The sequence below is a fragment of the Citrobacter sp. genome (genome assembly GCF_050252275.1).
Taxonomy (GTDB): domain Bacteria; phylum Pseudomonadota; class Gammaproteobacteria; order Enterobacterales; family Enterobacteriaceae; genus Citrobacter_A; species Citrobacter_A amalonaticus.
In genome coordinates, this window is the sequence record NZ_JBFWLF010000002.1 from 18,995 (window position 1) to 45,082 (window position 26,088).

Consider the following 26,088-nt stretch of genomic DNA (forward strand, 5'->3'; position numbering starts at 1 on the left):
GTCGCCTTGCAATTCAGGAGAGTATGACCATGTCTTTAGAAGTGTTTGAGAAACTGGAAGCAAAAGTACAGCAGGCGATTGATACCATCACCTTGTTGCAGATGGAAATTGAAGAGCTGAAAGAGAAGAACAGCTCGCTGGCGCAGGAAGTGCAATCTGCACAGCACAGCCGTGAAGAGCTCGAGCGCGAAAATCAGTCTCTGAAAGAACAGCAGAATGGCTGGCAGGATCGTTTGCAGGCATTGCTGGGCCGCATGGAAGAAGTCTAATCCTCGTCATCTTTCACGTTATGGCGGCGTTGGCTGCGCGTATTCACCCCGGTCACGTAGTTTACTACGCTCCTGGGGATTCATTCGCTTGCCGCCTTGCCCTAACGCGAAATCTTTAGAGGATTCCTGAGCAAGTAGCTTGTAGGCCGGATAAGGCGCAAGCCGCCATCCAGTAGCCCGCGATAACCAATAAAAAAGGCACCTTACGGTGCCTTTTTCGATCACTCGATATCGAGCGGGTCTTCGGAGAGGATGATTCCGGTGTTATCGGCGTACAGATGGTCGCCGGAGAAGAAGGTCACGCCGCCGAAATTGACGCGGACATCGCTTTCCCCAATCCCTTCGCCTGCTGCACCTACCGGAATCGCGGCAATCGCCTGAATGCCGATGTCCAGCTCTTCCAGATCGTCTACCTGACGCACCGCGCCGTAGATGACCAGGCCTTCCCATTCATTTTGTACAGCCAGACGCGCCAGTTCGGCGTCGACCAACGCACGACGGACAGAACCGCCGCCATCGACCAGCAGAATGCGACCACGGCCATTTTGTTCGAGCAGATCGTACAGCAACCCGTTGTCCTCGAAACATTTCACCGTGACGATTTGTCCGCCAAACGACGACCGTCCTCCAAAGTTAGAGAACAGTGGTTCCACGACGTTGACATCTTCTTGATAGATGTCACAAAGCTCGGAAGTATCGTATTTCATAGGCTTAACGTTCAGTTGCTGCGAGAATTTTTAGTATATCGCGCTATGCGTACTGTTGGCAAAATCATCAATTGTTAATTGATATTTGTCAGTTATCTTGCCCACTGACTTAAGAAAATCCCGACAACAAACAGCAGGTTAGTCAGCAACGCGGCTTTTACCGTACGTTCAAGCATTGGGCGCATCGCTGCTGGTTCCATCTGGCGCATCACGTAACGCGCCTGTTTTACCAGTACCGGTGCGGCCAGCAGGAACAACCAACCCCACGGACTTTGCAGCGAAAGCAGGTTAAACAGCGCCAGGCAGATCAGCGTGCCTATCAGCAAGCAAGCGTGGTAACGACGGGCATTTACGGCGCCGAGGCGGACAACCAGCGTGTTCTTGCCGTTTTCCCGGTCACTGTTGATATCGCGCAGGTTATTGATGTTAAGCACGGCGGTGGCCAGCAGACCGCAGGCGGTAGCTGGAAGGATTAACGCCGGGATCAGTGTATGCGCCTGCAGATACCAACTCCCCATCACGCTCAGCCAGCCAAAGAAGACCAGCACGGAAATATCGCCCAGACCGATGTAGCCATAAGGACGATTGCCCACGGTATAGGTGATGGCGGCAATGATCGACAGTACGCCAAGCACCAGGAAGCCGACAAAATCCGCCGGCGTGCGGCACGCCACCGCAACCAGCGACAGACCGGACACGCAAATGAGTACCACGGTGATGATCAGCGCGCGCTTCATCTCCTGTTGGGTGATCACCCCTTTTTGCATCCCACGCAGCGGCCCAATGCGATCCGGCTTATCGCTGCCTTTAACGGCATCACCATAGTCGTTGGCGAGATTTGACAGGATTTGCAGAAGCCCTGCCGTAATGAGCGCCAGCAAGGCGACCAGCGGATCAAAATATCCCTGCCACCATGCCAGGGCCGTACCGACGATGATCGCCGCGAAGGCGAGCGGTAGAGTCTTGGGTCGTAAACTTTCCAGCCAGGCCTGGGAGCGGCTAATTTGTTGTTGTTCAGTCATATTTAGCGCCAATAAAAATGGGGCCTTTCAGCCCCATCAACAATGATGAAAATGCAGTGAACGCGATTATAGGATAAAACGGCTCAGATCTTCATCTGCGACCAGCGCATCCAGATGTTTGCTCACATAATCCGCATCAATTGTTATGCTTTGACCGTTCAAATCGCTCGCATCATAGGAAATATCTTCCATCAGACGCTCCAGAACGGTGTGCAGACGACGGGCACCGATGTTTTCGGTGGTCTCGTTAACCTGCCATGCTGCTTCAGCAATACGCTTGATACCGGATTCCGTAAACTCAATGTTGACGCCTTCGGTCGCCATCAGCGCTTTGTACTGCACGGTAACAGAAGCGTTAGGTTCCGTCAGAATACGTTCGAAGTCGCTGGTAGTTAGCGCCTGCAGCTCTACGCGAATCGGCAGACGACCCTGCAGTTCCGGGATCAGATCGGACGGTTTTGCCACCTGGAATGCGCCAGAGGCGATAAACAAAATGTGGTCGGTTTTGACCATACCGTGTTTGGTCGAGACGGTGCAGCCTTCAACCAGCGGCAGCAGGTCGCGCTGTACGCCTTCACGGGACACGTCCGGACCCGAGGATTCGCCGCGCTTACAGATTTTGTCGATTTCGTCGATAAACACGATCCCATGCTGCTCAACGGCGTCGATAGCTTCCTGTTTCAGCTCTTCCGGGTTCACCAGTTTGGCCGCTTCTTCTTCAATCAGCAGCTTCATCGCGTCTTTGATTTTCAGCTTACGCGCTTTCTGCTTCTGTCCACCCAGGTTCTGGAACATGGACTGCAGTTGGCTGGTCATCTCTTCCATTCCCGGAGGTGCCATGATTTCCACGCCCATCGGTGCGGCGGCAAGATCGATCTCGATTTCTTTATCGTCGAGCTGGCCTTCACGCAGTTTTTTACGGAACGCCTGACGCGCAGCGGACGGTTCAGACTGTTGCTCTGCCTGGCCCCAGTTATTTTTCGCCGGTGGGATCAGCACATCAAGAATGCGCTCTTCTGCCATCTCTTCCGCACGATAGCGGTTCTTTTCGATCGCCTGGACGCGAACCATTTTAATGGCGGCATCGGTCAGATCGCGGATGATAGAGTCGACTTCTTTACCGACATAACCCACTTCGGTGAATTTTGTTGCTTCCACTTTAATGAACGGCGCGTTGGCAAGCTTTGCCAGACGACGGGCGATTTCGGTTTTACCGACACCGGTTGGGCCGATCATCAGAATGTTTTTCGGTGTAACTTCATGGCGCAGCTCTTCGTCGAGCTGCATGCGGCGCCAGCGGTTACGCAGTGCAATCGCCACGGAACGCTTGGCGTTATCCTGGCCGATGATGTGCTTGTTCAGTTCGCTGACGATTTCGCGTGGGGTCATTTCAGACATGGGAGATCCTTACGCTTTAGACGGTAATTCTTCAATGGTATGGAAATGGTTGGTGTAAATGCAGATATCACCTGCAATATCCAACGCTTTTTCAGCAATGTCGCGAGCGCCGAGCTCGGTGTTTTCCAGCAGAGCACGTGCCGCAGCCTGGGCGTAGGGACCGCCGGAGCCGATGGCAATCAGATCGTTTTCCGGCTGCACGACGTCACCGTTACCGGTGATGATGAGGGAGGCGGTTTCATCCGCGACCGCCAACAGCGCTTCAAGTTTGCGCAGCATGCGATCGGTACGCCAGTCTTTCGCCAGCTCAACGGCGGCTTTAACCAGATGTCCCTGATGCATTTCCAGCTTGCGCTCAAACAGTTCGAACAGCGTGAACGCATCCGCCGTACCGCCCGCAAAGCCAGCAATGACTTTGTCGTTGTACAGACGACGCACTTTCTTCACGTTGCCTTTCATGACGGTGTTACCCAGTGTGGCCTGACCATCACCGGCGATAACCACCTGGCCGTTACGGCGTACGCTTACTATTGTTGTCACGAGCAGACCCCTTGGTTACAAATGCAGAATACAAGCCCCGCATGGTGTGCGGGGCGTAATGCAAGTATAGATGGGGGGGATTTTGGGGGTTTCAACCCCCGGAGGCGAGTCGAATACAGTTTGTGTGACCTGCCATCTTCAGACGGCTAATGGTGCTGTCGGCATTCTCTTTGCCTTTCACCGGCCCGATGACCACGCGGTTCCAGCCATTATTGGTGGTAATTTTGGAGTCAAAGCCTTCGAAAGCTAACTGTGCACGCACGGTTTCTGCCTGCTCAGCGCCTTTAAACGAACCACATTGTACCATCCAGCGACGTTCGTCTTTCTTCTCTGTCGTCGGCTTCGGTGCCTCTGGCACGCGCTCAACCGGTGCGGCTGGCTGTGTTTTTGGCTGCGACGCCGTGGTGTGCGCCGGGGTCTGCAGCAGATCCTGGTACGGTTGCGACGTCGCAGCGGGTTTCTGCGTCTGCGTGGCAGGCTTCGACGGCTGCTGCACTGGCGCCGTTTGCGCAGTACGCGTTTGCGTCTGTGGCTGCGTACGCGGCTGTTGAACCGGCGGCGTGCTGTTCCACTGCTGCTGTTGCTCAACCTGACGTTGCTGAGCCTGGCGCTGCAACGTTTGCTGACGTTGTGCCGGTGTCTGCTCGTTCCACGGCACTTCGTTGAGCTGCGTCGGTTGCTGGCGCATGTCTGCCTGCATTTGCGCAAGTAACTGGCGCTGTTCTTCAGTCAGTTGATCCGGCTTCATGACTTCACCACCGGCTGACGGTTCTGTGGGCGCACGTACGCCTGGCTGACGGCTTTCCAGCTCTTTAATATAGCGCCAGCGCTCTTCCGGCTTTGGCGGCAGCCCGTTGCCGGTCACTTTCTGACCCTGCAACGTTTCGGATTCTTCTTTTTTATGATGCGTAATGAAGTACAGACCACCGATAAAGGCCACAAGCACGGCGGCGGCAATGGCGACCATTGCGGGCGATACCGCAGACGTGTTGCGTTGCTTTTTCCGTGAGGTGCTCTTTTTGCGCCGCGAAGGTGCCGGTTGGCCGCGACGTACATAATCTCGTTGTGCCACTATCGTTTCGCTGTATTGATTCGTTCGTCAGCCCGCCATGTTACTTAAGCGGCGGGCCTTTGACCAGACACGGTGTCTGAAAGGTTTATGTTAAGGCGCGCGTCGTACCCCGAAGGATTAACTCACAATCCATTAAACGCGAGCCGCTGTTGACATTTTGCCCCTGAATTTGGTCAAGCAGCAACAGCATCGCTTCGCGACCAATTTCGAAACGCGGTTGCGCAACGGTGGTCAGCGGCGGATCGCAAAACTCCGCCAGGGCGATGTTGTCGAAACCAATAATCGACAGGTCATCCGGGACGTTGATGCCCTGGCGTTTGGCCCATGAGAGGGCGCCAAGCGCCATGACATCGCTATGACAGAATACCGCTGTCGGTGGTTGCGGCAAGTCGAACAGTTGTTTAAGCGCATTGCCGCCAGCTTCGTAGGTAAAATCCCCACGGGCGATATAGTGCGGATCAACGGTAATACCGCAACGACGCAGCGCCTGCACGTAGCCCTGCAAGCGGTAATGACACAGCGGCATTTCTTCCGGCCCGGCAATACAGCCAATGCGCTGATGTCCCAGCTCATGCAGGTAGTTCACGGCATTGAATGCGGCGGTCAGGTTATCGATATGGACGGTGGGCAGTTCCAGTTCCGGCGCAAACTCGTTCGCCATCACCATCGGCGGCAGATTGCGCTGCTCTTCAATACTGGCGTCAAACGGCAGACGAGAGCCCAGCAGCAGCATGCCATCAATTTGCTTGGTGATGATCAAATTGACGAAGGTTTTTTCCTGCTGGTTCTGATGCGCACAATCGCCGATCAGCACCAGATAGCCATGACTGGCGGCGGTGACCTCGATCCCACGGATCAGTTCGCTAAAGAAGGGATCGCAAATATCCGGAACAATCACCAGGATGGTTCGCAATTCATTACGTTTAACGTTGCGTCCCGCCGCCTGCGGTAAATACCCGACCTCTACAGCTGCCTGTTCAACCCGGTTTCGGGTGGACTGAGAGACTTTATCCGGGTTCATTAGCGCGCGAGACACGGTTGCCGTTGAGACTTTCGCCTTCATGGCAACATCTTTCATTGTAGCGGCAGCAACCTGCTTATTCGGTTTCACTCTTTCTCCTCGCCTGGGAAATCCGGCGCAGCACAATCCCTGTTTAAATTCACATCGGAAACATTTTTATCAGATAGCGAATGGAAACGGTTACAGAATTTTCATAAAAAGTGTGATGGGTGTTAAATTTTACGATCCGCCTCGCATCGTGAGGGGGTTATCCCTCAATAGGATCGACATCCAGTACCCATTTCACCTTGCGTGAATCCGGTAAGGTATTGATGAGCGCGAGCGTTCCGCTGACGATATGTTGCAAACGAATTCGTGATGGATGTTGCAATAAAATCTGCCAGCGATAGCGTCCGCCGCGCTTCGGCGCCAGCGCCGGAACGGGGCCTAACACCCAGAGCTTGTCATCTGCCAGCGGGCTGGCCTGGATCAGATTACGCAGCTGCTGCAAAAACAGTGGAGCCTGCTGATTATTATGATCTTCAGCACGTACGATAACGTGGCTGGTCCACGGCGGCAGTTGCATCGTTTGGCGTTCGGCCAGCGCCTGTTCGGCAAATGCATCATAGCCTTTATGCAACAGAGTTTGCAGCAGCGGATGTTCCGGATGGTGAGTCTGCAAAACCACTTCCCCCTGTTTGCCTGCGCGTCCTGCGCGTCCGGACACCTGAGTATAAAGTTGGGCAAAGCGCTCCGCCGAGCGGAAGTCTGCGGAGAACAACGCGCCATCCACATCCAGCAGCGCAACCAGCGTCACATCAGGGAAGTGGTGACCTTTTGCCAGCATCTGGGTGCCGATCAGGATCCTTGCGCCGCCGCGATGGACTTCCGCCAGATGTTGCTCAAGCGATCCTTTTCGGCTGGTGGTGTCGCGGTCAATGCGGGAAATCGGCACGCCGGGAAAGAAGGGGGCTAAGGCTTGTTCAAGCTGCTCGGTGCCTAACCCGACCGGCACCATATGCGTGGAGCCGCAGGAGGGGCACTGACGCGGCACCGGGCGCTGACTGTCGCAGTGGTGGCAGCGCAAGTGGTGCTGCGCCTGGTGCAGGGTGTAGTAGTGATCGCAACGCGGACACTCTGCAATCCAGCCGCAGTCGTGGCAAAGCAACGCAGGCGCAAAACCCCGGCGGTTGAGGAATAAAATCACCTGGTTATCGGCCTGTAAATGCTGGCGCATACGGGCGATTAACGCCGGTGCCAGGCCTGCCTGCACCTGTTGACCTTTTAAATCGAGTACATGCTGAGTGGCGGGGCGTGCGTTTCCGGCCCGGCGCGTCAGGCGCAGCATGCGGTATTTTTTCTGCCTGACATTGCAAAGCGTCTCAAGCGCCGGCGTTGCCGAACCGAGGATAATCGGGATGCGTTCACTATGGGCGCGCCAGACCGCCAGATCGCGGGCATGGTAGCGCCAGCCTTCCTGCTGTTTATAGGAACTGTCGTGTTCTTCATCGATCACGATCACGCCAAGATTTTTAAACGGTGTAAATAAGGAGGAACGGGTGCCAATGACGATCGCAGCTTCGCCGTTTTTCGCCTTCAGCCAGGCAGAGAGGCGTTCGCTGTCGTTGAGAGCGGAGTGCAGCACTTCCACCGGCGCGTTGAAACGTTCGCGAAAGCGGGCGATGGTTTGCGGCGTCAGGCCAATTTCCGGCACCATTACCAGCGCCTGTTTACCCTGCGCGAGGACGTTTTCCAGTACGCTCAGGTAAACTTCGGTTTTACCTGACCCTGTCACCCCGGCCAGCAGCCAGGCGGAGAAACTGTCTGACGCACTGTGAATGGCGCCAACGGCGGTGGCCTGTTCGGTGTTCAGGCGCAGACGTTCGCCGCAGACCGCGTAATTTGTACGCCAGTCGCTAAAACCAGGCGTTTCGCTCGCCAGTTCGCACAAGCCTTTTTTACGCAGCGCCTGAAGCGCGGCATCGTTGAATTCGAGAGCAGCCACCTGATCGCGCCAGATTTTCCCCTGCCGTAACGCAGCCAGCGCCTGCTGCTGTTTGGGGGAACGCTTCAGGCTATTGAGATCAATGGCCTGACCCTCTTCGGTGGCAAACCAGTACCACATTGGCGCGTTGGTAGCAGGTTTCCCCTGACGCAACAGGATGGGCAGAGCGTGGAACAGCACATCGCCGATGGGATGATGATAATAATCCGCCGCCCAGATCAGCAGACGCCAGACAGAGGTCGAAAAGAGCGGTTCATCATCCAGCACGTCAACGATCGCTTTTAGTTCATTCAGCGGCAGCTCGCTTTTGTCGCTGACCGAAACCACGATCCCGACGCGCTCTTGCTGTTTGCCAAACGGCACGCGCACGCGACATCCTGCCTTGACGCTGCTCATGCCTTCCGGCAGAAGATAGTCAAAGGTGCGGGGAAGCGGAACGGGTAAGGCAACGCGCGCTACGGGCATAAATCGTCCTGACTTGAAATCTGGCGGGTTAGTATACACATTAGTCGTGGGTGACGAGCGAATCAGTTTGCATGAGTGGGCTAATTTCTGTATGATTCGCCGCCTTTGATGCAAATTGATTGTGTCAAACTATACTATCAACATCGCGTGGTGTCTGGCGTTAGGGCTGGAAGAGCGACGCGGCCTTAAACTGAGGTTTCCCATGAAAAAAGATATTCACCCGAAATACGAAGAAATTACTGCTACCTGTTCTTGCGGTAACGTCATGAAAATCCGCTCTACCGTTGGTCACGATCTGAACCTGGACGTGTGCGGTAAATGCCACCCGTTCTACACTGGCAAACAGCGTGACGTTGCAACCGGTGGCCGTGTTGACCGCTTCAACAAGCGTTTCAACATCCCGGGCAGCAAATAAGTTTCAGCTGTCAAAAAAAAGCGCCGTCTGGCGCTTTTTTTGTCTCTGAAATTTATCTGTTCCATATATATCATTAATGTCTTGAATAAATAACGCCATAGCAAATTGAAATGGTGTTTTTAATTTATCGATAAATTGTTTCTGTTGGTGATGTCTGTCTCTCTTATCTTCCTTTTTTTGCCATGATTTTTATTTGCTGGCAAAATTTAAAAGGTTTTAACTTTCCCACTTAAATAAACTTCACTTCGTAATATAAAATTATCCTTGTTTTCATCATTGCATTTTTATCGTTGTGATGTTGATAAGGTCAGATTGTTTTTGATGTATTCTATTGAGAGGGATTGCTATGAAGCGTGGATATGCGTTATTACTTATTCCAATATTATCTGGAGCCGCTCATGCTGGCTACGTAGATTATCGTCATGAATATTATGACGACGGACGTAATTATGACCGTGTTTATATGTCCCATCGTTTTGCCAGTGGATTTGGCGTTGCGGTAGAAGCGATTTCGCGCTCTGATGATTCGGATCCAAAACATCCGGTTAATAACATGGAGACGAACGGTAACGAGTACACGGCCAGTTACCAGTTCACCTGGCAAGACCTTGTCTGGCAACCGGGACTGGCGATAGAAACAGATGAAGGTCAGGCAATCTATAAGCCGTACTTGCGTGTGCAATATAATATCAATGATAGCTGGTGGACGGCATTCCGCTATCGTTTTGAGTATACTCGTCGCAATTCAGAAGGCAGAGATGATCGAATGGTTTATCGCCCGGAGGCCTGGTTGGGCTATAACCTTCATGACTGGATGTTTGAACTGAACGGTATTTATAAAATCGCAGACAGTGAAGATTTATATAATAATAAAAAAGAAGACTATGAACTTAACTTTCGCGTTGCCTATAAAATAGGTTCCTGGATTCCTTTTGCTGAAGTGGGTAACGTCTCTTCCGGCTATAATACAGCGACAACCGACGATCGTCAGACACGTTATCGTATTGGTATTGGTTATACTTTCTGATTAATAAATTCTTCTCTATGACATATTCCTGTGCGGTAAGCGTATTTTTTTGCCGCGCGTACTTCATGCTTAATAATCAGGGAATCCAGATGAATAAGCGAAAAATAGGTCTTGTGAATTACCTTGCCTATGGCTCAGGTGATTGTCTTGGCGCAGGGACAACCGCGCTGACTGCGGCATGGTTATTATATTTTTTCACCACCTTTTGCGGATTAACACCAATAGAGGCGACGTTTATTTTTGCGATGGCGAGAATTTTGGATGCGGTGGTCAGTCCGCTGATGGGATATCTGACGGATAGCTTTGGCAATACGTGGTTGGGAAAACGATTTGGTCGACGGAAGTTCTTTATTTTACTGGGTATTCCCTGCGTTTTCTCCTATAGCCTGATGTGGATGGAGGGAATGAGCTACTGGTATTATCTGGCCGCCTATCTGTTGTTCGACGTGGTCTACACCATGATTTTGGTGCCTTATGAAACACTGGTTCCGGAAATGACCGACGACTTCAGGCAGAAAACGAAGTTTTCCGGGGCGCGTATCGCGATGGCGCAACTGTCAGCGATCCTGGCGGCTTTTTTACCCGGTATTTTGCTGAACCATTTTGGTAAGGACAATGCCATCTCCTTCTTTTACGCCAGCCTGGTGTTCGCCATTATGTGTGCCGTGGTGCTGACTTTCGTCTGGATCTTTACCTGGGAACGTGAACGTAGTGCGGAAGCGCTGGCGGTGCAGGCGCAAAAGCTGACTCTGGGGCAGAGTCTGCATCGCCTGGTGATTGAGCTGAGCTCAACGTTTCGCATTCGAATTTTTCGTCTGCATCTCGGGATGTATCTCGGCGGCTATATTGCGCAGGACGTTTTCAACGCCGTGTTTACCTATTACGTGGTGTTCGTGCTGATGCAAAGCCCAACGCTGGCGTCCAATCTCATGGGGACGATGGCGATCCTGCAGTTTATCGCCGTGATGGCGATGATCCCGCTGTGTATCCGTTTTGGCCCAGCGCCGTCGTATCGTGTGGTGGTGCTGCTGTTTGGTCTGGGCGCGCTGTCATACTCCGCACTGTACTATAGCGGGATGAGCGACAATTCGGCGCTGTTGCTGCTGATTTCCGCGGTGGCCGGTCTGGGGCGCGGCGGCATCAATTATATCCCGTGGAACATTTATACCTATATTGCGGATGTGGATGAGGTCATCACCGGACAGCGTCGCGAGGGGATATTTGCGGGCATCATGACCCTGACTCGCAAAGCGTCTCAGGCCGGTGCCGTAATGTTGGTCGGCATTGTGATGCAGTATTCCGGTTTTGTCTCAGGACAGGCCACTCAGGTGCCGGGTGTCAGCCATACCATCATGCTGATTCTGAGTTTCGGTACGGTGGCGGTGCTCTGCATGGGATTCCTGGTTTCACTGCGTTTTCGATTAAACCTGAAAACGCACAAAGTACTGCGCGAAGAGACACTGAAAATGCGTCAGGCCGGAGGGATTACCCCGGACGCGATCACACCTCAGGCGCGCCAGACCGTGGAGATGCTGGCTGGTATGCCGTACGAACAGCTGTGGGGAAACAATACGATTGGTTATGTAAACCGGCAGAAGGCGCAGTACCATCAGCCAGCCTGATCCGAGAGAGCCAAACCGATAATCACCATGAAAAAAAGCAGAAGCGTGGCTTCTGCTCTTTTCTGCATCAATATTCCCACGTCTCCGGGTCGATGCCGAGTTCACGCATAATCTCTTTTGCCGCTTCCGGGATTTCGTCGCTGCGCTCTTTGCGCAGGTCGGCATCGTTTGGCAGGGGTTGTCCGGTAAAAGCATGCAGAAACGCTTCACACAGCAGCTCGCTGTTGGTGGCGTGACGCAGGTTGTTCACCTGACGACGCGTGCGTTCATCGGTGAGGATTTTTAACACCTTCAGAGGAATGGAAACCGTAATTTTCTTTACTTGTTCACTCTTCTTACCGTGCTCAGCGTATGGGCTGATATATTCGCCGCTCCATTCAGCCATGAGATACCTTAATCCTCTTCGTCATTAATATGGGGTAAGACCGCACTTCTCGTATGGTTACTCACCGTAATTCCGCATAGTTTACCGTACAGGCGATACCGTGACACGGATTAAGCACCTGTAGTTGTGCGCTAATGCAGATAATTTTAACGGCTATTTCCAGTTTGCTCAATCTATACGCAAAGAAGTTTAGATGTCCAGATGTATTGACGTCTATTGTGAACCTGTTTACTCTGGGACCTGACATTTCATCGACTCAGCTCAGGAACACCCTAACATGACGCGTAAACAGGCCACCATCGCAGTGCGTAGCGGGTTAAATGACGACGAACAGTACGGTTGCGTCGTTCCGCCGATTCACCTTTCCAGTACCTATAATTTTACCGGTTTTAATGAGCCGCGCGCCCATGACTACTCCCGCCGCGGCAACCCGACGCGCGATGTGGTTCAGCGTGCGCTGGCCGAACTGGAAGGCGGTGCGGGTGCGGTACTGACCAATACCGGTATGTCGGCGATTCATCTGGTGACGACCGTGTTCCTGAAGCCCGGAGATCTGCTGGTTGCGCCACATGACTGCTACGGCGGCAGCTACCGCCTGTTTGACAGCCTGGCGAAGCGCGGATGCTATCGCGTGCGCTTTGTCGATCAGGGAGATGAGCAGGCGTTGCAGGCCGCGCTGGCAGAAAAACCTAAACTGGTGCTGGTAGAAAGTCCGAGTAATCCGCTGTTACGCGTGGTGGATATTGCGAAAATCTGTCAACTGGCACGTGAAGCCGGGGCCGTCAGCGTTGTCGATAACACTTTTTTAAGCCCGGCGCTGCAAAATCCGCTGGCATTGGGCGCCGATCTGGTGTTGCATTCATGCACGAAATATCTGAATGGTCACTCTGACGTCGTGGCGGGCGTGGTGATAGCCAAAGATCCGGAGATCGTCACTGAACTGGCCTGGTGGGCGAATAATATCGGTGTGACCGGCAGCGCGTTTGACAGCTACCTGCTGCTGCGCGGGCTGCGTACGCTGTCGCCGCGCATGGAAGTGGCGCAGCGTAATGCACAGGCGATCGTCGATTACCTGCAAACCCAGCCGCTGGTGAAAAAGCTGTATCACCCGTCGCTGCCAGAAAATCAGGGGCATGACATTGCCGCGCGTCAGCAGAAAGGCTTTGGCGCAATGTTGAGTTTTGAACTGGATGGCGATGAGCAGACGCTGTGTCGTTTCCTGAGTGGGCTGTCGTTGTTTACGCTGGCGGAATCTTTAGGGGGAGTGGAAAGCTTAATCTCTCACGCCGCAACGATGACGCATGCTGGCATGGCGCCAGAAGCGCGTGCGGCCGCCGGGATCTCCGAGACGCTGCTGCGCATCTCCACGGGTATTGAAGATGGCGAAGATTTAATTGCCGACCTGGAAAATGGCTTCCGGGCTGCAAACAAGGGGTAAACATGAGTGTGATTGCGCAGGCAGGGGCGAAGGGTCGTCAACTGCACAAATTTGGTGGTAGTAGTCTGGCTGACGTGAAGTGTTATCTGCGCGTCGCGGGCATCATGGCGGAATACTCACAGCCTGACGACATGATGGTGGTTTCCGCTGCGGGCAGTACGACCAACCAACTGATCAGTTGGCTGAAATTAAGTCAGACCGATCGCCTCTCTGCGCATCAGGTACAACAGACCCTGCGACGCTATCAGTGTGAACTGATTAGCGGCTTGCTTCCCGCCGACGTGGCGGAGGCATTAACCAGCCTGTTTATCAGCGATCTGGAACGTCTGGCCAATCTGTTGGACAGCGGCGTGAATGACGCCGTTTATGCGGAAGTCGTGGGCCACGGTGAAGTATGGTCAGCGCGTCTGATGTCGGCTGTGCTCAATCAGCAGGGCATGGAGTCGGCCTGGCTGGATGCGCGTGAATTCTTACGCGCTGAGCGCGCTGCGCAACCGCAGGTGGATGAAGGGCTTTCTTACCCGTTATTACAGCAACTGCTGATCCAGCATCCGCAGAAACGTCTGGTCGTGACCGGTTTTATCAGTCGTAGTAATGCGGGTGAAACGGTGCTACTGGGCCGTAATGGTTCTGACTACTCCGCCACGCAGATCGGTGCGCTGGCAGGAGTGTCTCGCGTCACCATCTGGAGTGATGTGGCCGGGGTTTACAGCGCAGACCCGCGTAAAGTCAAAGATGCCTGCCTGCTGCCGCTGCTGCGTCTGGATGAAGCCAGCGAGCTGGCGCGTCTGGCGGCACCGGTTCTGCACGCCCGTACGCTGCAGCCGGTTTCTGGCAGCGATATCGATCTTCAGTTGCGCTGTAGTTATACGCCAGATCAAGGCTCCACGCGCATTGAGCGTGTATTAGCTTCCGGGACCGGTGCGCGTATCGTGACCAGCCATGATGACGTCTGCCTGATTGAATTTCAGGTGCCCGCCAGCCATGACTTTAAGCAGGCGCATAAAGATATCGATCAGGTCCTCAAGCGTGCACAGGTGCGTCCGCTGGCCGTTGGCGTCCATACCGATCGTCATCTGCTGCAGTTTTGCTATACCTCGGAAGTGGCCGACAGTGCCCTGCGAATCCTCGATGAAGCCGGTCTGCCGGGTGAACTGCGATTGCGTCAGGGGCTGGCGCTGGTGGCGATGGTGGGCGCAGGCGTCACCCGTAACCCGCTGCACTGCCATCGTTTCTGGCAACAGTTGAAAGGACAGCCGGTAGAATTTACCTGGCAGTCGGAAGAGGGCATCAGCCTGGTGGCCGTACTGCGTACCGGCCCAACGGAGAGCCTGATTCAGGGTCTGCATCAGTCCATATTCCGCGCTGAAAAACGCATCGGCCTTGTGCTTTTCGGCAAGGGCAACATCGGCTCCCGCTGGCTTGAGCTGTTTGCCCGCGAGCAGAGCACGCTCTCGGCGCGTACCGGATTTGAATTTGTGCTGGCCGGGGTGGTGGATAGCCGTCGCAGCCTGCTGAACTACGAAGGGCTGGACGCCAGCCGGGCGCTGGCGTTCTTCAATGATGAAGCCATTGAACAGGATGAAGAGTCGCTGTTCCTGTGGATGCGCGCGCATCCGTATGACGATCTGGTGGTGCTGGATGTGACCGCCAGCGAACAGCTCGCCGATCAGTATCTCGACTTTGCCAGCCACGGTTTTCACGTGATTAGTGCGAACAAACTGGCCGGTGCAAGCACCAGCAATAAGTATCGCCAGATCCACGACGCGTTTGATAAGACCGGGCGCCACTGGCTGTATAACGCGACCGTGGGTGCGGGGTTGCCGATCAACCACACCGTACGCGATCTGATCGACAGCGGCGACACCATCCTGTCGATCAGCGGGATCTTCTCCGGCACGCTGTCCTGGCTGTTCCTGCAGTTTGATGGCTCTGTGCCGTTTACCGATCTGGTGGATCAGGCCTGGCAACAGGGACTGACGGAGCCGGATCCGCGCGTTGACCTGTCGGGTAAAGATGTGATGCGCAAGCTGGTGATTCTGGCACGCGAAGCAGGCTACGACATCGAGCCGGATCAGGTCCGCGTTGAGTCGCTGGTTCCCGCGCATTGTGAAGAAGGCTCAATCGACCACTTCTTTGAGAATGGCGATGAGCTGAACGATCAGATGGTGCAGCGTCTGGAAGCGGCCCGTGAAATGGGGCTGGTACTGCGCTATGTGGCGCGTTTCGACGCCAATGGCAAAGCGCGTGTTGGCGTGGAAGCGGTTCGCCCGGAGCATCCGCTGGCAGCGCTGCTGCCGTGCGATAACGTCTTTGCTATCGAAAGCCGCTGGTATCGCGATAACCCGTTAGTGATCCGCGGGCCCGGTGCCGGGCGTGACGTCACTGCCGGGGCGATTCAGTCGGATATTAACCGTCTGGCGCAGCTGCTGTAGTTTTTTGCCGGATGGCGCTGTGCGCTTATCCGGCCGATGGTTCGGGCGTAATTCAGGCCGGATAAGATGCTTCAGCATCCTGTCCGGCGTGTTACCGACCAGCAAACACCTCTTTTGCGGCGAACAGACCGTTCAGCGCCGCCGGGAAACCGGCATACACTGCCATCTGCATCATGACCTCAATAATCTCCTCCTGCGTTAACCCGACATGCAGCGCGGCAGCAATGTGAACCTTCAACTGCGGTGCGGCGTTGCCCAGTGCGGTTAAGGCGGCGAGGGTGGCGATTTCCCGACTGCGTAAATCCAGTCCGGGGCGGGAATAAATGTCGCCAAAAGGAAACTCAATCAGATAGCGAGCGAAGTCGGGAGCGATGTCCTTCAGGCTCTCGACGACGGCATCGCCTCCTTTGCCATCAACCTGCTGTAGCATGTTCTGACCGGTGATAAAGCGTTCTGATTGCATAGTGTCTTCCTCATCTGTTAGTGATGACGTGAGGATAGGGTGGGTGGAATGATTTGGATAATACCGTTTCCGTGATACCTTTTCGGTATGACAACACCGCTTCTGCACTCTCTGGATATTCGCCTGCTGCGTTACTTTGCCGTGGTGGCGGAAGAGAACAACATGAGCCGGGCAGCCCTGCGACTGTTTATGTCGCAACCGCCGCTTAGCCGCCATATACGCCAGCTTGAAGAACGTCTGGGGGTGACGCTGTTTGTCCGTCATACCAAAGGGTTGACGCTGACGAATGAGGGGCTGCGCGTGCTGGAGATCGTGCGTCCGCTGCTGGAACAGCAGGATAAAACCTATGCGGCCCTGAATCAGCTTGCGCCAGACGGCGTGCAGTCGTTGCGTCTGGGGCTGACGACGGCATTTGAGCAGGGCGTTTTCGCCGCGCTAGAAACGCAACTGAATACCCGTGTTGATACCCTGCGTCTTGTGCGCCAGGGCTCGCCCGATCTCATACGTCAGGTGCGACGCGGAAAACTGGATGCTGCCGTGGTGGCGTTGCCGCTGGAGACCGCAGGACTTGCCGTCACGCCGCTCGACTGGCGTGAGCCGCTCATCGCAGCGCTACCTGCCATTTGGTCAGAGGCTGGCAGTGACACCCTCTCCCTGAAAGCACTTAATCACCGGCCGCTGTTCTGGTTTAGCCGGGAACGAAATCCGGCCTTCTTTGACGCTACGCGGGCACGCTTTAAGCGTGTGGGTTACGCTCCTGCCTGTCTTGAAGAGCCGCTGGAGCATGACGTTCTGCTGGCGCGAATAGCCCATGGCGATGGTCTGAGCTTATTCCCTGCTTCCTTTGCCGCTATTCAGCGTCAGGGCGTGGTTTTTCGTCCACTGAGCGAGGGTGAACTCAGCATTCAGGCGGGGCTGGCGATGTTGCCGGAGAACGCTGCCCGCTTACAATGGCTGAAAAGCATGATGCTGTCCGCCGGTATAGCCGACTAACGTGAATTTTTTTCATCTTCCCTGACTTTTCCTCACCATCAACGATGATTTTTCAGTTGACGTCATCGTGCTTTTCCGTCATTTTTACATCTGGACGTCTAAACGGATAGATGTTCACAACACAACATATAATGACAAGCGATTGATGAGGTAAGGTATGAGCTTTTTTCACGCCAACCAGCGGGAAGCCCTGAATCAGAGCCTGGCGGAAGTCCAGGGTCAGATTAACGTTTCGTTCGAGTTTTTCCCGCCGCGCACCAGTGAAATGGAGCAAACCCTGTGGAATTCCATCGATCGCCTGAGCAGCCTGAAGCCGAAGTTTGTTTCGGTAACCTACGGCGCCAACTCTGGCGAACGCGATCGCACGCACAGCATCATCAAAGGGATTAAAGATCGCACCGGTCTGGAAGCCGCACCGCACCTGACCTGTATTGATGCGACCCGCGATGAACTGCGTACTATTGCACAGGACTACTGGAACAACGGAATCCGACACATTGTTGCGCTGCGTGGCGATTTGCCGGCAGGCAGCGGTAAGCCCGATATGTATGCTGCCGACCTGGTGAGCCTGCTGAAAGAGGTGGCCGACTTTGATATCTCCGTCGCTGCTTACCCGGAAGTGCATCCGGAAGCGAAAAGCGCGCAGGCGGATCTGCTCAACCTGAAACGTAAAGTGGATGCCGGGGCGAACCGCGCCATTACCCAATTTTTCTTTGACGTCGAAAGCTACCTGCGTTTTCGTGACCGCTGCGTCTCTGCGGGTATCGACGTGGAAATCATCCCTGGCATTCTGCCGGTCTCGAACTTTAAGCAGGCGAAGAAGTTTGCCGATATGACCAATGTGCGCATTCCGGCGTGGATGTCACAGATGTTTAATGGCCTCGATGACGATGCGGAAACCCGTAAGCTGGTGGGAGCAAATATCGCCATGGACATGGTGAAAATTTTAAGCCGAGAAGGCGTAAAAGACTTTCATTTCTATACACTTAACCGCGCTGAAATGAGTTATGCCATTTGCCACACCCTGGGTGTCAGACCCGGTATCTAAATGCCTCGGCCCTCCCCGGAGGGCTTTATTACACCTCATTTTGATCTACATCTCTGTAACTAAAAATATAAAAGGTATCGGCTATCGAATCTGTGGATTTTTTCGACTATATCTTATCTCTGTAGGTGTATATCGTAATGTAAACACTGTAAAGGGAGCATATAGATGAGCACGCCAGACGATATCCATAACCCGACGTCCGCCGGAAAATGTCCTTTTCATCAGGGCGGCCATGACCAGAGCGCTGGAGCAGGAACAACCAGCCGTGACTGGTGGCCTAACCAGCTCCGCGTCGACTTGTTAAACCAACATTCCAATCGCTCAAACCCGCTGGGTGAAGATTTCGATTACCGCAAAGAATTCAGCAAATTAGATTATTCCGCGCTGAAAGGCGATCTCAGAGCGCTTCTCACCGAATCTCAACCGTGGTGGCCTGCTGACTGGGGAACGTATGCCGGTCTGTTTATCCGCATGGCCTGGCACGGGGCTGGTACCTATCGTTCCGTTGACGGACGCGGCGGCGCAGGTCGCGGACAGCAGCGTTTTGCTCCCCTGAACTCCTGGCCGGATAACGTGAGTCTGGACAAGGCGCGTCGTCTGCTGTGGCCAATCAAGCAAAAGTACGGACAAAAAATTTCCTGGGCCGACCTGTTTATTCTGGCGGGTAACGTTGCGCTGGAAAACTCCGGCTTCCGTACCTTTGGTTTCGGTGCGGGTCGTGAGGACGTCTGGGAACCGGATCTGGATGTAAACTGGGGCGATGAGAAAACGTGGCTTGCCCACCGTGACCCGGAAGAACTGGCTAAACGTCCTTTAGCCGCCACCGAGATGGGGCTGATCTATGTTAACCCGGAAGGTCCTAACGCCAGCGGTGAACCGCTTTCGGCGGCTTCAGCGATTCGTGCAACCTTTGGCAACATGGGGATGAACGACGAAGAGACCGTTGCGTTGATTGCCGGCGGTCACACATTAGGGAAAACCCACGGCGCAGGCCCGGCGACGCACGTCGGCCCGGACCCGGAAGTGGCACCGATCGAAAACCAGGGTTTAGGCTGGAAAAGTGATTTTGGTAGCGGTGTGGGCGCGGATGCGATTACATCCGGACTGGAAGTGGTCTGGACGCAAACCCCAACCCAGTGGAGCAACTACTTCTTCGAGAACCTGTTCAAATATGAGTGGGTACAGACGCGCAGTCCGGCTGGCGCCATCCAGTTTGAAGCAGTCGATGCGCCAGAAATCATTCCTGATCCATTCGACCCGTCGAAAAAACGTAAGCCGACGATGCTGGTCACCGACCTGACGCTGCGTTTTGATCCGGAATTCGAAAAAATTTCCCGCCGTTTCCTGAACGATCCGCAGGCGTTTAACGAAGCCTTCGCCCGTGCGTGGTTCAAACTGACCCACCGTGATATGGGGCCGAAAGCGCGTTACATCGGTCCGGAAGTGCCAAAAGAAGATCTGATTTGGCAGGACCCGCTGCCGCAACCCACCTTCAATCCAACGGAAGAAGATATCCTGAGCCTGAAGTCTGCCATTGCTGATTCCGGTCTTTCTGTCGGTGAACTGGTGTCCGTTGCGTGGGCGTCTGCGTCGACCTTCCGCGGGGGAGATAAACGTGGTGGGGCGAACGGTGCGCGTCTGGCATTAGCGCCGCAGCGCGGCTGGGATGTCAATGCGATTGCTACGCGTGCGCTGCCGGTTCTGGAGAAAATCCAGCGTGATTCCGCTAAAGCGTCGCTGGCCGATATCATTGTTCTTGCCGGTGTCGTGGGGGTTGAAAAAGCCGCCAGCGCTGCAGGTGTCAGCATTCATGTGCCGTTTACGCCTGGTCGTGTGGATGCGCGTCAGGATCAGACAGATATTGAGATGTTTGAGCTCCTCAAACCGATCGCCGATGGGTTCCGTAACTATCGCGGTGAACCTGGCGTGGCAACAACAGAGTCTCTGCTGATCGATAAAGCGCAGCAGTTGACTCTGACCGCACCAGAAATGACCGTGCTGGTGGGTGGTCTGCGCGTGCTTGGCGCGAACTACGACGGCAGTAAACATGGTGTCTTTACCGATCGTCCGGGTGTACTCAGCAATGACTTCTTCGTCAACCTGCTGGATATGCGTCACGAATGGAAACCGGTTGATGAGTCAAACGAACAGTTTGAAGGTCGCGATCGTCAGACAGGTGAAGTGAAATACACCGCTTCTCGTGCGGACCTGGTTTTTGGCTCTCATGCGGTGCTGCGTGCTCTGGCGGAAGTGTATGCCGGTAGCGATGCGCACGTGAAGTTCGTGAAGGACTTTGTCGCGGCATGGGTGAAAGTGATGAACCTGGACCGTTTCGACCTGCAGTAAGCCCATCCCTGACGTAATCTGACCCCACTTCAGCGACGGCTTGCAGTCGCTGAAGTGTATTTGTAGGGGTATAGTGTCCGCAGGAAACGTCAATCTACTGGATCTATCATGTCTGTCTCAGGAAAGGGCAATCCACTGGCAATCGGTGGTCTTATCTTGCTTACCCTTATCTGGAGCTATAGCTGGATTTTTATGAAGCAGGTCACGAGCTATATCGGCGCGTTCGACTTCACTGCATTACGCTGTATCTTCGGAGCCTTCATATTATTCCTCGTCCTCCTTTTGCGCGGCCGTGGCCTGCGCCCGACGCCGTTTCGGTTTACGCTGGCGATTGCGCTGTTGCAGACCTGCGGGATGATTGGCTTCGGTCAGTGGGCGCTGGTCAGCGGCGGGGCGGGGAAAGTCGCTATCCTGACCTATACTATGCCGTTTTGGGTCGTCATTCTGGCGGCGCTGTTTCTGGGTGAGCGACTGCGACGCCTGCAATACGCCGCGATTGCTATTGCCGCAATAGGGTTACTGCTGGTGCTGCAACCGTGGCAACTGAATTTATCAACGTTGAAAAGCGCTCTGCTGGCGATTCTCTCCGGAGTCAGCTGGGGAGCGAGCGCCATTGTCGCTAAACGTCTTTATACCCGCCATCCACGCGTCGATTTGCTGTCGTTAACGGCCTGGCAGATGTTGTATGCCGCGCTGGTGATGAGTGCGGTGGCCTGGCTGGTGCCGCAGCGGGAAGTTGACTGGCAGCCGGTGGTCCTCTGGGCGCTGGGATATAGCGCGATTCTGGCGACGGCGCTGGCCTGGAGTTTGTGGCTGTTTGTCCTGAAGAATTTGCCTGCCAGTATCGCCAGCTTAAGCACCCTGGCGGTGCCGGTCTGTAGCGTGCTGTTTTCCTGGTGGCTGCTTGGTGAAAACCCCGGTCCCGTTGAGGGTGGGGGAATTGTGCTGATCGTTATGGCGCTGGCAATTGTCAGCCGGAAAAAGCGTGAGGTGCAGGTGGTCGAACAGGCCTGATGAGATAAGAAACACTCCCGGCGAGGCCGGGAGTGTAGAGCGCGTTATTCCCACTCTTGCAGATAGCGCTGACCGTACTGGTCGGCAACCAACAGTGCGGCATAAACCTGATCCGGCGTAGCGCCGCCAGGCATGTTGTGAATGGTTTCGCCTTTCGCGCAGGAGGCTTCTGCCACAATACGCATCTTCGCCGGGATATCCTGTTTGATATCCAGTTGCGCCAGCGTAATCGGCAGACCGACGGAATGGCACAGTGCGGCAACGGTCTCAATCTCTTCAACCGGCGCGTTTTCCAGAATCAGCTGCGTCAGCGTACCAAAGGCCACTTTTTCACCGTGATAATAGTGATGCGCATCCGGGATCGCCGTCAGACCGTTGTGAACCGCGTGCGCGGCAGCCAGACCGCCGCTTTCAAAACCGACGCCACTCAGATAGGTGTTGGCCTCAATCACGCGCTCAAGCGCCGGGGTCACGACATGCTGCTCGGCGGCGAGCATTGCTTTTTCACCCTCTTCGAGCAGCGTGTTGTAGCACAGTTCAGCCAGCGCCAGCGCCGCCTGAGTGCATTTGCCGCCCGCCATGGTGATCGCGCCGCTGCGTGAACACGCGCGTGCTTCAAACCACGTGGCCAGCGCATCACCAATCCCTGCGGCTAACAGACGCGCCGGGGCGCCGGCAACGATTTTGGTGTCGACGATAACCATATGCGGGTTGTGCGGTAGCAGCAGATAACGGTCAAATTCACCAGCATCGGTGTAGATAACGGAAAGCGCGCTGCAGGGCGCATCCGTTGAGGCGATGGTCGGGGCGATCGCCACAGGCAGGTTCATAAAGTGGGCAAGGGCTTTGGCGGTATCCAGCGTTTTACCGCCGCCGATGCCGAGCACCGCGCTACACTGCGCATTTTCCGCCACGCTGCGCAAACGGTCGATCTCGTTTTGCGAGCATTCACCGCCAAACGGCGCGACTTCCAGCGCCAGTCCTGCGTTTTTAAAGCTTTTTTCCAGTTCGCCCTGAGCGAAACCGAGAACAAATTTGTCGCCAACAACCAGCCAACGTTCAGCCAACGGCTTGAGGTATTCGCCAAGACGAGTGATGACATCTGCACCCTGGATGTACTTACCAGGGGATTGAATAATGCGATCCATACCTTATTTCCCTCACAGGTTGATGTTACCGAATGCGTTTTTCCAGTCTTGCTCAAACTTCTCAACAGCTGACTCTACCGCAGGGGTATCGAGCATTTGTTGCGCTACATCTAAAGGAAGGGTGATTGCTTCACAGCCCACCAGCAGACAGTCCAGCGCCTGGCGCGGGGTCTTGAAACTGGCGGCCAGCACTTTGCTTTTCGGGGCATGACGTTCCAGTAGCGTCTGTAATTCCTGAACGGTGCGAATACCGTCTCCGCCCTGGGCATCTACGCGGTTGACGTAAGGCGCGACATATTTTGCCCCCGCCAGCGCGGCAAGTAGTCCCTGAGAGGCGCTGTACACGGCGGTTCCCAGGGTGACTATGCCCTCTTTTTTCAACTGCTTGATGGCGACCAGTCCTTCAGAGGTTACCGGGATTTTCACCACAATTCCCGGAACGGCATTGTTCAGACGTTTAGCTTCGTTCACCATTCCCTGCGCATCGCGACTCATGGTCTGGGCAAACAGAACGCCGTTTTCGCCAATCACCTTTTGCAGACGCGGCAGAACATCCCAGATGGATTCTTTGCTTGCCGCGATAATACTCGGGTTGGTCGTCACCCCGGCGATAGGGAAGATGCGGGCCAGACGTTCGACTTCCGCCACATTGGCGCTATCCAGATACAGTTCCATTTTGCTTCCTCTTAAAGTTCAAGCTCATGTTGCAGCAGGCTGGCAATCGCGTCGGCAGACGCGGCATTCACCAGCGCATTGCGAAATTCTTCGTGCATAATGCGACGGGCCAGGCGTGAGAAAATACGCATGTGCTGGTCCCCCGCCGCGTGTTTGTTGAGCGTTAGCATGATGATGAACTGCGCCTCGTCATCTCCCCAGCGGACAGGCGCTTTCAGGCGTGCCACGCTGATAGTGGACTGCTCAATGTGTTCAGATTTGCTGTGCGGAATGGCGAAGCTGAAGCCCAGCCCGGTAGAGAATACTGCCTCACGAGCCCACAGATCGGCTTCCAGTTTGCGGGGGTAGCGGCAGCGGCTGGCGAGCAGCAGGTTGTCGGTCATCCCTTTGATTACCTCTTCTTTGCTACGCCAGTCGCTGTCGAGGGTGATGCACTGGGCGGTGACCAGTGGGGCATCCTGCTGTGACATGCGGAACTGCGCCAGCAGATGCTCCACTTCCAGCGACGTGCGACAGGCCATCGCCTGATTCAGCAATTGGCGGCAGGCGCGACTGTCGAGCTGCGCCATTCGCGCTTTAGCGGCAGGAATGGAGGGGGCGCTCATGCTGATTTCATCCAGCCCCAACCCGACCAGCAATGGCAGAACGGAACCTTTTGCCCCGAGCTCGCCACACAGGCCGATCCATTTCCCCTGACGGTGCACCGCCTGCACCGCGAAATCCAGCGCGCGCAGAAAGGCCGGGTTCAGGCTGTTGTAGTGGCGGGTCACTTTGGCGTTATCGCGGTCAACGGCCAACAGGTATTGCGTCAGGTCATTGCTGCCAATACTAAAGAAATCAATCTCTTCACAGCACTGGTCGATGATGAACATCACTGATGGGACTTCCAGCATAATGCCGAGCGGGATCTTCTCATCAAATGGGATCTGTTCATTGCGAAGCTGCTGTTTGGCTTCCGCCAGTTTCTCTTTCACCCACAGGATCTCTTCCATTGAGGAGATCATCGGGATCATAATTTTCAGGCTTCCGTGCGCCGATGCGCGCAGGATCGACCGGAGCTGAGTGGTAAACAGCGCGGCGTACTCTTCATAGATACGCACGGCGCGATAGCCGAGGAACGGGTTGGCTTCAGCAGGAATATTCAGATAATCAACGGGCTTATCGCCGCCGATATCCATCGTACGCACAATAATGCTGCGCCCCTGTGCGGATTCCAGCGCCTGGCAAAAAATGTTGTACAGCTCGTTCTCGTCCGGAGCGCTGAGCCGATCCATATACAGCATTTCGGTGCGGAACAGGCCAACCGCCTCCGCGCCGTTGCCAAATGCCGCCTGCGCTTCCACGGAGTGAGCAATGTTGGCGGCAACTTCCATACGAATGCCGTCGGCCGTGCGCGCTTCCTGGGTCAGCCAGACGCGCTGTTGCTCGCGCAGCGCCTCGTGTACACGGGCTTCCTGCTGATAGTAGCGGCTGACTGGTTCATCAGGCGCGACCACCAACGCTCCTGCATTGCCATCGATATAAACTTCTTGCTGCAGCCACGGGGTTAAAGCGTCAATCGCGACACCGACCAGAGTGGGGATGTTGAATGAACGAGCAAGAATCACCGTGTGCGAAGTGGTGCCGCCGCTTTTCAACAGCAGTCCTTTGAGGAACGTTTTGTCCAGTTCCAGGAACTGGCTGGGCGTCAACTCATCCGCCATACAAATGGTGGGTTGGGTCAGCTTTCCCGGTGCCGGAAAGCGCTTTTCGCCGTAGATGTGTTGCAGCAACTGGAAACAGACGTCGCGCACGTCCAGCGCGCGTTCCTGCAAATAGCGACTGCTGGAATGGGCAAACTCATCGCAGAAATGGTTGGCGCTGTCGACAATCGCCTGCGCGCAGCTTAAGCCGCGAGAAACGCCTGCCAGCAAATGCTGACGCAAGGAGGTATCGCCCGCCAGCGAACGGTGGGCTTCCAGAATCGCACTGGTGGTGCCGTCGCTGTCGAGCAAACGAAACGCAATGTTTTTTACCAGCAGCGTTAAGCCGCGATCCAGCGCCGACTGCTCGCTTTCCACATCGCCTGCCACAGGGAGTTCGCCGAGCGCGTTGAGATCCAGCGAAGAGAGAAGCGTCAGGATACCGCCCGCGCTACCACTGCAAACGCTACGGGCGCGGAAAAGCTGCGGGTTCAGGTGAGTCAGTGAAACCGGTAGTGGTTCTAATTCGCTGTTACTGGCTTCTGCCAGCGGGGCATCGCAGTGGGGGAACTCGTCGCGCAGCCACAGGCTCAGGCGCTGATGGGCATCGGCTTCATCTGCTCCCGTAATCAGCAACTGGCAGGGGTCGCCAGCCAGCGTATCCGTGCCAATCAACGCCAGCGCGCTCTTGGCGTTGCCCTTACGATCGGTTCGCAGGTTGTGCCACTCAATGTGTGAAGTAAAGGTGTTACACAGGGTCTCAACATGGCTTGCCGGGCGTGCATGGACGCCATTGGGCAGCTCACAGGTAAATTCCACAATCAGGGCCATTGCCTTTCTCCCATAACGGTTTTCTGCCTACAGCATAAAAGGCCTTGCTTGTTCGCTGCCATGTGACAATTCTGCCAAAAACTGGACA

The 26,088-nt window shown here is 55.0% G+C and carries 22 protein-coding genes; 10 read left to right on the top strand and 12 right to left on the bottom strand.

Annotated features, from left to right (window positions below):
• Window positions 1–23 precede the first annotated feature (23 nt).
• Window positions 24–269 (top strand): septal ring assembly protein ZapB, encoded by a 246-nt coding sequence (gene zapB / locus AB7E14_RS00350; RefSeq protein WP_090050665.1) that lies wholly within the window; start codon window positions 24–26, stop codon window positions 267–269.
• Window positions 270–490: 221 nt separating this feature from the next.
• Here the strand turns inward: zapB and rraA are convergent, their stop codons facing one another.
• The 7 genes from rraA to priA all read right to left on the bottom strand — a co-directional run bounded on the left by rraA (window position 491) and on the right by priA (window position 8,478).
• Window positions 491–976, bottom strand: a complete 486-nt coding sequence (gene rraA, locus AB7E14_RS00355) for a ribonuclease E activity regulator RraA (RefSeq protein WP_042998924.1) — start codon at window positions 974–976, stop codon at window positions 491–493.
• Between the two features lie 92 nt (window positions 977–1,068).
• Window positions 1,069–1,998 carry a 1,4-dihydroxy-2-naphthoate polyprenyltransferase gene (menA, locus tag AB7E14_RS00360; protein ID WP_042998925.1) on the bottom strand — a complete coding sequence of 310 codons (930 nt, stop codon included), beginning with the start codon at window positions 1,996–1,998 and terminating at the stop codon, window positions 1,069–1,071.
• 66 nt (window positions 1,999–2,064) lie between these two features.
• Complete coding sequence (gene hslU, locus AB7E14_RS00365; RefSeq protein ID WP_044257468.1) at window positions 2,065–3,396, bottom strand: HslU--HslV peptidase ATPase subunit; 1,332 nt, start codon at window positions 3,394–3,396, stop codon at window positions 2,065–2,067.
• 9 nt (window positions 3,397–3,405) lie between these two features.
• Complete coding sequence (gene hslV, locus AB7E14_RS00370; protein WP_044257469.1) at window positions 3,406–3,936, bottom strand: ATP-dependent protease subunit HslV; 531 nt, start codon at window positions 3,934–3,936, stop codon at window positions 3,406–3,408.
• Between the two features lie 91 nt (window positions 3,937–4,027).
• On the bottom strand, window positions 4,028–5,008 hold the full coding sequence (gene ftsN, locus AB7E14_RS00375; RefSeq protein ID WP_042998927.1) for a cell division protein FtsN: 981 nt from the start codon (window positions 5,006–5,008) through the stop codon (window positions 4,028–4,030).
• A gap of 85 nt (window positions 5,009–5,093) precedes the next feature.
• Window positions 5,094–6,119 (bottom strand): DNA-binding transcriptional regulator CytR, encoded by a 1,026-nt coding sequence (cytR, locus tag AB7E14_RS00380; RefSeq protein WP_428169281.1) that lies wholly within the window; start codon window positions 6,117–6,119, stop codon window positions 5,094–5,096.
• A 157-nt stretch (window positions 6,120–6,276) separates the two neighbouring features.
• Entirely contained in the window at window positions 6,277–8,478 is a 2,202-nt protein-coding gene (gene priA / locus AB7E14_RS00385) for a primosomal protein N' (RefSeq protein ID WP_316962762.1), read from the bottom strand.
• Between the two features lie 202 nt (window positions 8,479–8,680).
• On the opposite strand from priA, the gene rpmE reads away from it, so the two are divergent.
• From rpmE to AB7E14_RS00400, 3 genes are all read left to right on the top strand, one after another.
• On the top strand, window positions 8,681–8,893 hold the full coding sequence (gene rpmE, locus AB7E14_RS00390; protein ID WP_042325590.1) for a 50S ribosomal protein L31: 213 nt from the start codon (window positions 8,681–8,683) through the stop codon (window positions 8,891–8,893).
• A 346-nt stretch (window positions 8,894–9,239) separates the two neighbouring features.
• Entirely contained in the window at window positions 9,240–9,920 is a 681-nt protein-coding gene (locus AB7E14_RS00395) for an oligogalacturonate-specific porin KdgM family protein (RefSeq protein WP_042998930.1), read from the top strand.
• A gap of 89 nt (window positions 9,921–10,009) precedes the next feature.
• Window positions 10,010–11,542 carry an MFS transporter gene (locus tag AB7E14_RS00400; RefSeq protein WP_316962761.1) on the top strand — a complete coding sequence of 511 codons (1,533 nt, stop codon included), beginning with the start codon at window positions 10,010–10,012 and terminating at the stop codon, window positions 11,540–11,542.
• 67 nt (window positions 11,543–11,609) lie between these two features.
• On the opposite strand, the gene metJ is transcribed toward AB7E14_RS00400, so the two are convergent.
• The gene (metJ, locus tag AB7E14_RS00405) at window positions 11,610–11,927 is read right to left on the bottom strand and encodes a met regulon transcriptional regulator MetJ (RefSeq protein WP_042325599.1); all 318 of its coding nucleotides are present in this window, start codon (window positions 11,925–11,927) and stop codon (window positions 11,610–11,612) included.
• Between the two features lie 277 nt (window positions 11,928–12,204).
• On the opposite strand from metJ, the gene metB reads away from it, so the two are divergent.
• A complete protein-coding gene (gene metB, locus AB7E14_RS00410) occupies window positions 12,205–13,365 on the top strand; it encodes a cystathionine gamma-synthase (RefSeq protein WP_316962760.1) in 1,161 nt (386 codons plus the stop codon).
• A 2-nt stretch (window positions 13,366–13,367) separates the two neighbouring features.
• A complete protein-coding gene (metL, locus tag AB7E14_RS00415; RefSeq protein ID WP_042998933.1) occupies window positions 13,368–15,800 on the top strand; it encodes a bifunctional aspartate kinase/homoserine dehydrogenase II in 2,433 nt (810 codons plus the stop codon).
• A 91-nt stretch (window positions 15,801–15,891) separates the two neighbouring features.
• On the opposite strand, the gene AB7E14_RS00420 is transcribed toward metL, so the two are convergent.
• On the bottom strand, window positions 15,892–16,263 hold the full coding sequence (locus tag AB7E14_RS00420) for a carboxymuconolactone decarboxylase family protein (protein WP_316962759.1): 372 nt from the start codon (window positions 16,261–16,263) through the stop codon (window positions 15,892–15,894).
• A gap of 87 nt (window positions 16,264–16,350) precedes the next feature.
• Here AB7E14_RS00420 and AB7E14_RS00425 point away from each other — a divergent pair, with 87 nt between their 5' ends.
• From AB7E14_RS00425 to AB7E14_RS00440, 4 genes are all read left to right on the top strand, one after another.
• A complete protein-coding gene (locus tag AB7E14_RS00425) occupies window positions 16,351–17,256 on the top strand; it encodes a LysR family transcriptional regulator (protein ID WP_316962758.1) in 906 nt (301 codons plus the stop codon).
• Between the two features lie 157 nt (window positions 17,257–17,413).
• The gene (gene metF / locus AB7E14_RS00430) at window positions 17,414–18,304 is read left to right on the top strand and encodes a methylenetetrahydrofolate reductase (protein ID WP_042998936.1); all 891 of its coding nucleotides are present in this window, start codon (window positions 17,414–17,416) and stop codon (window positions 18,302–18,304) included.
• A gap of 165 nt (window positions 18,305–18,469) precedes the next feature.
• Window positions 18,470–20,650: a catalase/peroxidase HPI gene (gene katG, locus AB7E14_RS00435; protein ID WP_042998937.1), complete on the top strand. Its 2,181-nt coding sequence runs from the start codon at window positions 18,470–18,472 to the stop codon at window positions 20,648–20,650.
• Between the two features lie 108 nt (window positions 20,651–20,758).
• On the top strand, window positions 20,759–21,664 hold the full coding sequence (locus AB7E14_RS00440) for a DMT family transporter (RefSeq protein ID WP_042998938.1): 906 nt from the start codon (window positions 20,759–20,761) through the stop codon (window positions 21,662–21,664).
• 44 nt (window positions 21,665–21,708) lie between these two features.
• On the opposite strand, the gene gldA is transcribed toward AB7E14_RS00440, so the two are convergent.
• From gldA to ptsP, 3 genes are read right to left on the bottom strand one after another with little or no spacing between them, the layout of a single operon-like run.
• A complete protein-coding gene (gene gldA, locus AB7E14_RS00445) occupies window positions 21,709–22,812 on the bottom strand; it encodes a bifunctional L-1,2-propanediol dehydrogenase/glycerol dehydrogenase (RefSeq protein ID WP_054176975.1) in 1,104 nt (367 codons plus the stop codon).
• A 12-nt stretch (window positions 22,813–22,824) separates the two neighbouring features.
• Window positions 22,825–23,487 carry a fructose-6-phosphate aldolase gene (fsa, locus tag AB7E14_RS00450; RefSeq protein ID WP_042998940.1) on the bottom strand — a complete coding sequence of 221 codons (663 nt, stop codon included), beginning with the start codon at window positions 23,485–23,487 and terminating at the stop codon, window positions 22,825–22,827.
• An 11-nt stretch (window positions 23,488–23,498) separates the two neighbouring features.
• A complete protein-coding gene (ptsP, locus tag AB7E14_RS00455) occupies window positions 23,499–26,000 on the bottom strand; it encodes a phosphoenolpyruvate--protein phosphotransferase (RefSeq protein WP_316962756.1) in 2,502 nt (833 codons plus the stop codon).
• Between the last annotated feature and the right edge of the window lie 88 nt (window positions 26,001–26,088).

Coding starts and splice junctions, on each gene's coding strand:
- zapB (WP_090050665.1), top strand. CDS start 24: ATGACCATGTCTTTAGAAGTGTTTGAGAAACTGGAAGCAAAAGTACAG.
- rraA (WP_042998924.1), bottom strand. CDS start 976: ATGAAATACGATACTTCCGAGCTTTGTGACATCTATCAAGAAGATGTC.
- menA (WP_042998925.1), bottom strand. CDS start 1,998: ATGACTGAACAACAACAAATTAGCCGCTCCCAGGCCTGGCTGGAAAGT.
- hslU (WP_044257468.1), bottom strand. CDS start 3,396: ATGTCTGAAATGACCCCACGCGAAATCGTCAGCGAACTGAACAAGCAC.
- priA (WP_316962762.1), bottom strand. CDS start 8,478: ATGCCCGTAGCGCGCGTTGCCTTACCCGTTCCGCTTCCCCGCACCTTT.
- rpmE (WP_042325590.1), top strand. CDS start 8,681: ATGAAAAAAGATATTCACCCGAAATACGAAGAAATTACTGCTACCTGT.
- AB7E14_RS00395 (WP_042998930.1), top strand. CDS start 9,240: ATGAAGCGTGGATATGCGTTATTACTTATTCCAATATTATCTGGAGCC.
- AB7E14_RS00400 (WP_316962761.1), top strand. CDS start 10,010: ATGAATAAGCGAAAAATAGGTCTTGTGAATTACCTTGCCTATGGCTCA.
- metJ (WP_042325599.1), bottom strand. CDS start 11,927: ATGGCTGAATGGAGCGGCGAATATATCAGCCCATACGCTGAGCACGGT.
- metB (WP_316962760.1), top strand. CDS start 12,205: ATGACGCGTAAACAGGCCACCATCGCAGTGCGTAGCGGGTTAAATGAC.
- metL (WP_042998933.1), top strand. CDS start 13,368: ATGAGTGTGATTGCGCAGGCAGGGGCGAAGGGTCGTCAACTGCACAAA.
- AB7E14_RS00420 (WP_316962759.1), bottom strand. CDS start 16,263: ATGCAATCAGAACGCTTTATCACCGGTCAGAACATGCTACAGCAGGTT.
- AB7E14_RS00425 (WP_316962758.1), top strand. CDS start 16,351: ATGACAACACCGCTTCTGCACTCTCTGGATATTCGCCTGCTGCGTTAC.
- metF (WP_042998936.1), top strand. CDS start 17,414: ATGAGCTTTTTTCACGCCAACCAGCGGGAAGCCCTGAATCAGAGCCTG.
- katG (WP_042998937.1), top strand. CDS start 18,470: ATGAGCACGCCAGACGATATCCATAACCCGACGTCCGCCGGAAAATGT.
- AB7E14_RS00440 (WP_042998938.1), top strand. CDS start 20,759: ATGTCTGTCTCAGGAAAGGGCAATCCACTGGCAATCGGTGGTCTTATC.
- gldA (WP_054176975.1), bottom strand. CDS start 22,812: ATGGATCGCATTATTCAATCCCCTGGTAAGTACATCCAGGGTGCAGAT.
- fsa (WP_042998940.1), bottom strand. CDS start 23,487: ATGGAACTGTATCTGGATAGCGCCAATGTGGCGGAAGTCGAACGTCTG.
- ptsP (WP_316962756.1), bottom strand. CDS start 26,000: ATGGCCCTGATTGTGGAATTTACCTGTGAGCTGCCCAATGGCGTCCAT.